The following is a 10076-nucleotide window of genomic DNA, read 5'->3' as shown; positions in this document are numbered from 1 at the left end:
GCCCTGGACGCCGCCTCCCGCGGCCTGTCCGTCGTCCTCGCCGAGGCGCACGACCTCGCCTTCGGCACGAGCCGATGGAGTTCCAAGCTCGTTCACGGCGGGCTGCGTTACCTGGCCACCGGAGACGTGGCGCTGGCGCGGGAGAGCGCCGTCGAACGCGACATCCTGATGCGGCACACCGCGCCCCATCTCGTGCGGGCGCTGCCCATGCTCACCCCGCTGACCCCGGGAGTACCGCGGTCGAACGCCGCGCTGGTCCAGGCCGGGGTGTGGCTCGGCGACCTGCTGCGCCGCGGCGCGGGCACGCCCCGCGCGGTCCTGCCCGGCCCACGCCGGCTGACCGCCGTGGAGACGCTCGGGGTGGCTCCCGCGCTCCGGGAAGCCGGGCTGCGCGGCGGGGTGCTGCACTGGGACGGCCAGCTCGTTGACGACGCCCGTCTCGTCGTCGCGCTGGCCCGGACCGCCGCCGGATTCGGCGCCCGGATCCTGACCCGGCTGCGGGTGACCGGCCTCGACGGCCTCGACGGCCTCGACGGCGGCAGCAGCGCGGCGCGTGCCCTCGGCACCGGATCCCACGGCAACCGTGCCGGCCCGGGCCGGCACGGTTGCCGTGGGATCGAGGCGACCGCGGTGGACACCCTCGCCGGTACCCGGATCACCCTGCGTGCGCGGACGGTGGTCAACGCCACCGGCGTGTGGGCGCCGGACCTGGCGCCGGGGATCCGGCTGCGGCCGAGCCGCGGCACCCACCTCGTGCTGCGCTCCACCGTCCTGGCCGGGACCCGCGCGGCGCTGTCCCTGCCGATGCCGGGTGAACGGAACCGGTTCGCGCTGGTGCTGCCCCAGGACGACGGCCGCGTCTACGTCGGGTTGACCGACGTGCCGGTCGAGGAGGTCGTCGACGTCCCGGTGCCCGACGAGGACGAGATCGCGCAGCTGCTGGGCATCGTCTCGAACGTGCTGGCCACCCCCATCGACCCGGCGGACCGGCTGGGCGCCTTCGCAGGCCTGCGCCCCCTGCTCGACACCGCCACCGACCACACCGCCACCGACCACACCGCCACCGACCACACCGCCGACGCCCGTACCAGCACCGCCCGCACCGCCGATCTCTCCCGGCGGCACCTGGTGCGGACCGACCCGGGCGGCCTGGTCACGGTGGTCGGCGGCAAACTGACGACCTATCGACGGATGGCCGCCGACGCGGTGGACGCCGCCGTCGCGGTGGGCGACCTCGACGCCGGCCCCTGCCGTACCCGGCGGCTCGGCCTGGTCGGTGCGGCACCTCGATCAGTCCTCGCCACGGTGGCCGCGCCGCGCCGTCTGGTCGAGCGGTACGGGACGGAGGCACCGAGGGTGCTGGCCCTGGCCGACGGCGACCCCGACCTGCTGGCACCCGTCGCCGAGGGGACGCCGGTCACCGGCGCGGAGCTGCTGTTCGCGGTGCGGGACGAAGGCGCGCTCGACCCGGCAGACCTGCTGGATCGCCGGACGCGCATCGGGCTGGCTCCCGCCGACCGCCGGGCAGCCCTGGGCCCGGCCCGGCAGCTGTTCGACCATACGCTGACGCGCTAAGGACCAGCAGCGCCGAGGAACCAGCACCGCTGCGAGTGCTGCGGGATCGGGGGCGGTCAGGGCAACGTGTCGACGGTCAGCACCGCGATGCGCTCCAGATGCGCAGGAGTGTCACCAAAAGCGGGAATCTGGCGTTTGGCCCGCTTGTAAAAGAAGTGCGCATCATGCTCCCAGGTGTAGCCGATCCCCCCGTGGTACTGGATCATCGCCGCGGTGGCGTCCCCGGCGGCCTGGTTGGCCTTGCTCTTCGCCACCGCGAGCGCCAGCTCCGCGTCGGGCAGGGCGGTGTCGAGCGCGTGCGCCGCGTACAGCACCGCGTGCTCGGCCATCGTGACGGCGACATGCAGATCGGCGAGATGGTGCGCGAGCGCCTGGAACGAACCGACCGGCCGGCCGAACTGCACCCGATCGATGTCGTAGGCGACGGTCCGGGTCAGCGCGGCCCGCGCGACACCGACGAGGTCCGCGGCCGTGAGCAGGGCACCACGACGGACCAGGTCCGCAGCGACCGCGACGTCGGAGGCCGGCAGCCGGGTCGCGGGCGCGTCGGCCAGGGACAGCGAGGCCAGCCGGGTGGTGCCGTCGAAGCCGCGCTGGGCGGTGACCGTCACCCCCGGGCCATGCGGATCGAGCAGGTAGAGCCCGACCCCGGCGGGGTCGACGGCGGCGACCACCACGAGCCCGGCGACCTCGAGATACTCGACGCCGGACGCGACACCGCCCAGCCGGCCGTCCGCGGTCGCGCGGACCGCGATGCCGGTACGGTCGTATCCCCCGCCCGGGCCCCGCAGCGCCACGGTGGCCACCAGGTCACCGGCGGCGAGGGGGGCGAGCACCGCCGCCGCCTGGTCCGCCGAGCCGGCGAGCCGCACCGCCTCGCCCGCGAGCACGGTCGGCTGCCAGGGCCCGGGGATCGCCCCCGCTCCGAACGCCCGCGCGATGATCTGTGCGTCGAGCAGCCCGAGCCCGAGACCGTCGAACCGCGCGGGCACGCACACCGCGAGCCAGCCCTGTTCGCCGATCGCCTTCCACAGCTCGGGGGGGTGTCCGTCACCGTCGGGATCGGTGAAGACCGCGCGGACGGCGGTCAGATCGAAGCGGTCGGCCAGGAAGTCCCGGACGGTGGCGGCGAGCGCGCGCTGCTCGTCGGTGAGGGCGAAGAACACGGGCTCGGACCTCCGGAGGCGGGGCGAGGCAGGATCAGCGGGATGAACAGGCGCGGGCGCAGACGTAGGCGCAGGCCCGAATCGCGACAATGATCATGATCCGCGTGGCAGGCCGAGGACCCGCTCCGCGACGATCGTGCGCTGTACCTGCGAGGATCCACCCCAGATGGTGACGGAGCGGGTCCAGAAGCTCTCCTGCCGCAGCGTCGTCAGATCGAGGTCCGCGGTGGGGTGGGTGAGCGCCACATCGGCGCCGAGCAGCGCATCAAAGGTCTCGAACAGGTCCTGGTACGTCTCCGACCACTGCAGTTTGGTGATCGACGACTCGGCCCCCAGGTCCCGGCCCTGCTCTACCTGGGTGAGGACGTGCATCGAGTGGTAGCGCAGGCATTCGAGCTCGACCATGCGCCGGCCCAACTCCTGGCGCAGCACCGGGTCGGTGTCGCGGCCGAGCGCCCGGGCGACCCGGACGATCTCGTCGTAGCTGCGCCGGAAGCCGGTGTACTGGCTGATCCCGGACGCGCCGCGCTCGAACGACAGCAGAAGCATCGCCGTCGCCCAGCCGTTGCCGATCCCGCCCAGGCACTCCGACGCCGGCACCCGCACGTCGGTGAGGAAGACCTCGCCGAACTCGCTGGCGCCGCTCATCTGCCGGATCGGCCGGACCTCCACCCCGGGAGCGTGCATGTCGATGAGCAGCAGCGAGATGCCGTGATGGCGCCGGCTGCCGGGCTCGGTCCGGACCAGGGTGAAGATCTTGTCTCCGCGGTTCGCGAACGTCGTCCAGACCTTCTGCCCGTTGACCACGTACTCGTCCCCGTCGAGCACCCCGGACGTACGCAGCGCCGCGAGGTCGGAGCCCGCGCCGGGTTCCGAGAAGCCCTGGCACCAGATCACCTCGTTGCGCAGCATCGGCCCGAGGATGTCGCGCTTCTGCTCGGGTGTCCCGACCGCCATCACCGTCGGCGCGAGGAAGGCCAGGCCCAGCGTGTTGACCGAGCGCGGCGCCCGGGCGAGCTGCATCTCCTGGTCGTAGACGGCCCTCATCCCCGGGGTGCCGCCCCGGCCGCCATACTCCACCGGCCAGTCGATCCCGGCGAAGCCCGCGAGCGCCTTGCGCCGCTCCCAGTCCCGCCGCAGGTCGAAGCCCTCGGCCTCCCCCACGCCGGCCCAGAACCCGGGCTCCGTCCAGGGGGCGGGGATGTTCTCGGCGAGCCAGGCCCGCAACTCGGCACGGAACCGTTCCTCGGCCGGCGGGTGGGTCAGGTCCATGCGTTGACCTCCATCTGGTGTTGACCTCCATCCGGTCGCCCATCCGGTCGCCCATCCGGTCGCCTCGCGCGGGATCCCGGGACGGTCGCATTCGCATCCCACCACGCCCCGGCCGGACGTTCACAGACGTTCATGGACGTTCAACGATCCCGCGCCCGGGCGCCGGACACCGGACACCGACAGCCGGCACGATGGGTGGCGAGCCGCCGGAGCGTCCCGGGCGATCACGACGACAGGACGCGAGGACGTTCGCAGGAGAGGAAGCAACTGGCGATGACGCCGACCAGACACGGAACCCCGACCGCCCGGCTCGACCGGGTCGGCCGCGCCGAGGCACTGCGCCGGCTGGGGGCGGATCCGGTGGATGTGGCCGTGATCGGCGGCGGGGTCACCGGCACGGGGGTGGCGCTGGACGCGGTGACCCGGGGCCTGTCCGTCGCCCTGGTCGAGGCGCGCGACCTCGCCGCCGCACGTCCAGCCGGTCGAGCAAGCTCATCCACGGCGGGCTGCGGTACCTCGAGCAGCTCAACGCCCCGCTGGTCCGAGAGGCGCTGCGGGAGCGGTCCCTCATGCTGGACACGCTCGCGCCCCATCTGGTCCGGGCCATCCCGTTCTTGCTGCCATTGACCCGCCACGGTTGGGAACGTGCCTACATCGGCAGTGGCGTGCTGCTCTACGACACCCTCGGGCAGGGGCTGGCCCGCATCGGGCCGAGCGGCGACACCACCATGCCCCATCACCGGCACCTGACCCGCAAGGCGGCGCTGCGGGAGTTCCCGTCGCTGCGCCCGGACGCCCTCGTCGGCGCGATCCAGTACTGGGACGGCCAGGTCGACGACGCGCGGCACACCGTGTTCGTCGCGCGGACCGCCGCCCGTTACGGGGCGCTCATCGCGACCAGCGCGCGGGTCACCGGCTTCCTGCGGGAGGGCGACCGGGTCGCCGGCGTGCGGGTACGTGACCTCGAGTCGGGCGCCGAGATCGAGCTGCGGGCCCGCCAGACGATCAACGCTGCCGGAGTGTGGACCGACGAGATCCAGGCGATGGTGGGGGGACGTGGCCAGCTGTCGGTCCGGGCCTCCAAGGGAGTGCACATCGTCGTGCCCCGCGACCGCATCCATGGCGCCACCGGCCTGATCCTGCGCACCGAGAAGAGCGTGCTGTTCGTCATCCCGTGGGGCAGCCACTGGATCATCGGCACCACCGACACCGGCTGGAGCCTCGACCTCGCCCATCCAGCGGCCAGCAGCGCCGACATCGACTACCTGCTCGGCACGGTCAACCGGGTGCTGCGCACGCCGCTCACGGCGGCGGATATCACCGGGGTGTACGCCGGGCTGCGCCCGCTGCTCGCCGGGGAGTCCGAGGACACCTCGCGGCTGTCCCGCGAGCATGCCGTGGTCAGCCCCGTCTCCGGGCTGACGATGGTCGCCGGCGGGAAGTACACGACCTACCGGGTGATGGCCGCCGACGCCGTCGACGCGGCCGTGCACGGCATGAACCGGGCGGTGCCGCCGTCGTGCACCGAGAAGATCCCGCTGCTCGGCGCGGACGGGTTCCCCGCGCTGTGGAACGCCCGGGAGAGCCTCGCCCGCCGCGCGGGGCTGCACGTCGGCTGGATCGAGCACCTCCTGCACCGCTACGGCACCCTCACCGAGGAGCTCCTGGACCTCATCGAGACGCGGCCGGATCTCGCCCAGCCGCTGCGCGGGGCATCGACCTACCTGGCCGCGGAGGCGGTGTACGCGGCCTCCCACGAGGGGGCGCTGCACCTGGAGGACGTGCTCACCCGGCGGACCCGCGTCTCGATCGAGACCATCGACCGGGGGGTGGAGGCCGCCGAGCACGTGGCCGATCTCATCGCCCCCGTGCTCGGCTGGGACCAGGCGACCCGCGCCCGCGAGGTCGAGCACTACCTCGCCCGGGTGGAGGCCGAACGGGCCTCGCAGCGGCAGGCCGACGACGCGACCGCCGACGCGGCCCGGCTCGGCGCGCCCGACGTGCGCCGGCTGGGCCGGACCGACCACCGCGCCCCGGCGGCGACCGGCGGGCCGTCCTGAAGGCTCGGCCAACCCGATCCGCGGCCCCGCCCAGGCGTTTCGGTGCTGCGGTCCGCGCAACGACGTCCGCGCAACGACGTCATCCGTAGACCTCCAACAGGCGCAGCCAGACCTCGCTGACTGTCGGGAACGACGGGACCGCGTGCCACAGCCGCTCCAACGGCACCTCTCCGACGATCGCGATCGTGGCCGCGTGCACCATCTCCTGGGTGTCCGGACCGGTGAAGGTCGCTCCCACGAGCACCCGGCGGGCCTCGTCCACGACGATCTTCGACGTGCCCGTGATCTCCTCCCCCCGCACCGACGCGCCGGCCACCGAGCCGGTCGGCACGCTCACGGCCCGCACGGCGATCCCGGCCTCCCGCGCGGCCCGCTCGGTCAGTCCGACCGCGCTGACCTGTGGATCGGTGAAGGTCACCCGCGGGACGACCGCCGGGTCGGCCAGGTCGCGCACGGGAGCGCCGGCGAGGTCCCGGCGGCCGGTGATGACGTCGGCCGCCAGCCGGGCCTGGTACTTGCCCATGTGGGTGAGCAGCGCGCGGCCGCAGACGTCGCCGACCGCGTAGAGCCAGTCCCCCGCCACGCCGACCGCGCGGAGCCGGTCGTCGACCTCGATGAACCGCCCGGGTTGCAGGCCGACGGTCTCCAGGCCCAGGTCGCCGGTCGCCGGGGTGCGCCCGACGGCGACCAGGATCTCGTCGGCGACCACAGCATCGCGGCGCGGCCGCCGCTCACCCGACTCGGCCGGCTCAGCCGGCTCAGCCGGATCCGCCGACTCCACCGTGACGGTCACCGGCCCGGCCGAGCCGTCCGGTCCCGTCCGGGCCCGGCGGACCTCGACCGCCCGGCTTCCGAGCCGCACCGTGATGCCGGCCGCCTCGAAGGCGGCCCGCAGCTGCTCGCTGACGAACTCCTCCTCCCGGACGAGCAGCCGGGGCGATCCCTCGATCAAGGTCACCTCCGCGCTACCGAGCCGGCGGAAGGCCTGGGCGAGTTCCACCCCCACGGCGCCGCCGCCGAGCACCACGAGGCGGTGCGGGACCTTCCGCGCGCCGGTCGCGGTCCGGTTGTCCCACGGTTCGGCGTCGGCGAGACCGGGGATCGGTGGAACGGCGGCCCGCGTCCCGGTGGCCACAACCACGGCTCGGGATGCGGTCAGCACCCGGCGGGTGCCGTCCAGCAGCGTCACCGCGACCCGGCCGGCGGGCCCCACCAGGCGCCCGGTCCCGCGCACCAGCTCGACGCCCTTGTCGACCAGCCAGGGCACCTGGGAGGAATCGGAGTAGTCGCCCACCATCCGGTCTCGCCGGGCGAACGCCGCGGCGGCGTCGACGGGTCCGGTGACCGCCGACGCCGCGCCGGGAACGCGGCGGGCCGCCGCCAGCACCTCCCCCGGCCGCAGGAGGGTCTTGCTCGGGATACAGCCCCAGTAGCTGCACTCCCCGCCGACGAGCTCGCGTTCGACGACGATGACGGACAGACCCGCGTCAGCACAGCGGCCGGCGACGTTCTCGCCCGCGGGCCCGGCGCCGAGCACAATCACGTCCGCGTCGGCATCCATGGCCGCCTCCCCTGCCCTGCCCGGCTCGCTCACAAGCCCTCCGTCGTTGCTCGTTAGAATCTGCCGCTCGATCCACGCCAACCGAAGATCATCGGGAACTTTCGGAGTCCCGCCCGGCTCGCCAACTGATCCAACTGATCCAACTGATCCAGAGGATCCAGAGGATCCAGACGGCACGGACGGACCGTGACCGGGCCGGCGCCGGCTCGGAGACGAGAAGCACGTGCACCACGGACGGGGAAGCACGGATGCAGCACGGAGAATGGCGTCAGGAGCGCCAGGCCGGGCCCGTCCCGGCGACACGCCGGAGCGGGCCATCGAGACGAACCAGCGGAGAGATGAAGATGCAGCTCGGGATGATCGGACTCGGCCGGATGGGTGCCAACCTGGTGCGCCGGCTGATCCGCGGTGGTCACGAATGCGTGGTCTACGACGTCAACCCCGAGGCCGTCAAGGCCCTGGCGGCGGAGGGCGCCACGGAGACGCGGAGCCTCGCCGAGTTCGCCGCAGCCCTGCGTCCGCCCCGGGCTGCCTGGATCATGGTGCCCGCCGGGCTGACCGGTGAGACCGTCTCGGCCCTGGCCGAGCACTTCGCGCCGGACGACGTGATCATCGACGGCGGCAACTCCTACTACCGGGATGACATCCTGCGTGCCGCGTCGCTCGTCGAGCGGGGCATCCACTACGTCGACGTCGGCACCTCCGGGGGCGTGTTCGGGCTGGAACGCGGCTTCTGTCTGATGATCGGCGGCGAACCGGGGGTCGTGGCCCGCCTGGAGCCGCTGTTCGAGACGATCGCACCCGGCGTCGGCACCATCCCCCGGACCCCGGGCCGGACCGGCGAGATCACCCAGGCCGAGAAGGGATACCTGTACTGCGGCCCGAACGGCGCCGGTCACTTCGTCAAGATGGTGCACAACGGCATCGAGTACGGCATGATGGCCGCCTTCGCCGAGGGGTTCGCGGTGCTCGACAAGGCGAACATCGGCACGACGTCCGCCGAGCACAACGCCGAGACCGCCCCGCTGGGCAACCCGGAGTACTACCAGTACGACCTCGACACCACCGCGATCGCCGAGGTGTGGCGGCGGGGCAGCGTGGTTAGTTCCTGGCTGCTCGACCTCACCGCCGCCGCGCTGCAGGAGGATCCCGGACTCACCGAGTTCAGCGGCCGGGTGTCCGACTCCGGGGAAGGACGTTGGACGGTACTGGCCGCCGTGGAGGAGGGCGTTCCCGCCCATGTGCTGACAGCGTCCCTCTACGAGCGGTTCAGCTCGCGCGGGGAGGGCCTCTTCGCCGACAAGCTGTTGTCGGCGATGCGCAAGCAGTTCGGTGGGCACGCGGAACAGCACGCGGAGAAGCCAGCCGGCTGAGCCTCGCCGGCTTCCTTGCCTGTCCAGAGGCTTTTGTGCCTGATTTATCCCTCTGGATAGGCAAGGAAAGGGGCTCAGGGGCGGGCGTTGTCGGCGCCGAGGTCCGCCGCGCCTCCCATAACGATCATGGGATGGGCCATTGGGGTCAGCCAACGGAGAATGGCCACGAGGGCGTCCTGTTCCACCGCGATGCAGCCTCGCGTCGGCGATCTGTGGTCGACATGCAGCCAGATGTCCCCGCCGATCTGCGGGCCCAGCGGACGGGTCGGGTCCGATGGCGGATGCCCGGGCAGTCGGTTGTAGTCGATGGCGACCACGTAGTTGAACGCGTCGGGCATCAGCTCGCCCCGCGGACCCGTCGCCCGGTAGAACGACGGGCGATACTCGTAGGGCAGACCGGTGCCCGGATCGGCCAGCTTGCCACCGGCGGCGGTGAGACTGAACACGCCGATCGGGCTGCGCAGATCGCCCTCCCGATGGTCATACGTCCAGCCGTCGGCGCCGTTGCGGCCGATCAGCGGGGCGCCGTAGGTCTCCCAGGCGGAGCCGGGATCGGCTCGTTCCCACAGCGTCACGTTGTTGGTGTTCGCGTTCCGGTCGATGCCGCTCACCACGATCACCTGCCGGGCGGCCTGCGGGATCTTCGTCATCATCACCGGTCCGACCCCGGGGATCGCCGTGAGGTCGGAGGCGGGCCCCGCCCTGCCGTCCGCGCCGGTGCCGGCCGCCCGGCTCGTCCTCACCGGCCCACCCACTCCCGCCGGGCGTGCTTCGGAGGTGGGATCGAGCCCGGATGTGCGTCCGAGCCGGGGCACGCCCCTGGGCCCGGACGGTACGGACACCGACAGGTCATGCGAGGAGCCCGGGTCCGAGCCGGGACTGCTGAGATGAAGTGCACTGGCCGCCCCCACGGCCAACGTCACACCCACCGCGGCGGCACCGACCGCGACCGAGCGACCCCGCGGGGGGCTCGTACGCGTCTCGGTCCGGCGACGATTCCTGCGATGATCGGCCATGCCTCCGACTTCCGGGACGACGCCACGGGCGGGGCGGCGACGCGCTGTTGACC

7 protein-coding genes and 1 pseudogene are annotated in these 10076 nt (G+C 73.0%); 4 read left to right on the top strand and 4 right to left on the bottom strand.

Annotated features, from left to right (window positions below; all coding sequences use genetic code 11):
* Positions 1-1575, top strand: a 1575-nt coding sequence (locus AC08OP_RS14150; protein ID WP_476614611.1) for a glycerol-3-phosphate dehydrogenase/oxidase, incomplete at its 5' end; no start/stop codon positions are given.
* A gap of 56 nt (positions 1576-1631) precedes the next feature.
* Here AC08OP_RS14150 and AC08OP_RS14145 read toward each other — a convergent pair.
* Entirely contained in the window at positions 1632-2741 is a 1110-nt protein-coding gene (locus AC08OP_RS14145; RefSeq protein ID WP_476614610.1) for an acyl-CoA dehydrogenase family protein, read from the bottom strand.
* 93 nt (positions 2742-2834) lie between these two features.
* Positions 2835-4013, bottom strand: coding sequence for an acyl-CoA dehydrogenase family protein (locus tag AC08OP_RS14140; RefSeq protein WP_476614609.1), 1179 nt, complete (start codon positions 4011-4013; stop codon positions 2835-2837).
* Between the two features lie 132 nt (positions 4014-4145).
* On the opposite strand from AC08OP_RS14140, the pseudogene AC08OP_RS14135 reads away from it, so the two are divergent.
* Positions 4146-5410: pseudogene (locus AC08OP_RS14135) on the top strand (glycerol-3-phosphate dehydrogenase/oxidase); the annotation flags it as partial.
* A gap of 27 nt (positions 5411-5437) precedes the next feature.
* Entirely contained in the window at positions 5438-6073 is a 636-nt protein-coding gene (locus AC08OP_RS14130; protein WP_476614613.1) for a glycerol-3-phosphate dehydrogenase C-terminal domain-containing protein, read from the top strand.
* A gap of 79 nt (positions 6074-6152) precedes the next feature.
* Here the strand turns inward: AC08OP_RS14130 and AC08OP_RS14125 are convergent, their stop codons facing one another.
* The gene (locus AC08OP_RS14125; protein ID WP_476614612.1) at positions 6153-7634 is read right to left on the bottom strand and encodes a dihydrolipoyl dehydrogenase family protein; all 1482 of its coding nucleotides are present in this window, start codon (positions 7632-7634) and stop codon (positions 6153-6155) included.
* Positions 7635-7978: 344 nt separating this feature from the next.
* Here AC08OP_RS14125 and gnd point away from each other — a divergent pair, with 344 nt between their 5' ends.
* Positions 7979-9007 carry a phosphogluconate dehydrogenase (NAD(+)-dependent, decarboxylating) gene (gene gnd / locus AC08OP_RS14120; protein ID WP_476610328.1) on the top strand — a complete coding sequence of 343 codons (1029 nt, stop codon included), beginning with the start codon at positions 7979-7981 and terminating at the stop codon, positions 9005-9007.
* A 74-nt stretch (positions 9008-9081) separates the two neighbouring features.
* On the opposite strand, the gene AC08OP_RS14115 is transcribed toward gnd, so the two are convergent.
* Positions 9082-9750 carry a hypothetical protein gene (locus AC08OP_RS14115; protein WP_476614608.1) on the bottom strand — a complete coding sequence of 223 codons (669 nt, stop codon included), beginning with the start codon at positions 9748-9750 and terminating at the stop codon, positions 9082-9084.
* Positions 9751-10076: the final 326 nt, after the last annotated feature.

The organism is Frankia sp. CeRuru1 (genome assembly GCF_977966315.1).
The sequence above is the reverse complement of the archived record's forward strand: the minus strand, read 5'-3'. Positions and strand labels throughout refer to the sequence as shown.

Excerpts from the sequence above, each read along its gene's own strand:
- gnd (WP_476610328.1), top strand. The coding sequence starts at position 7,979 with ATGCAGCTCGGGATGATCGGACTCGGCCGGATGGGTGCCAACCTGGTG.
- AC08OP_RS14125 (WP_476614612.1), bottom strand. The coding sequence starts at position 7,634 with ATGGATGCCGACGCGGACGTGATTGTGCTCGGCGCCGGGCCCGCGGGC.
- AC08OP_RS14140 (WP_476614609.1), bottom strand. The coding sequence starts at position 4,013 with ATGGACCTGACCCACCCGCCGGCCGAGGAACGGTTCCGTGCCGAGTTG.
- AC08OP_RS14130 (WP_476614613.1), top strand. The coding sequence starts at position 5,438 with ATGGTCGCCGGCGGGAAGTACACGACCTACCGGGTGATGGCCGCCGAC.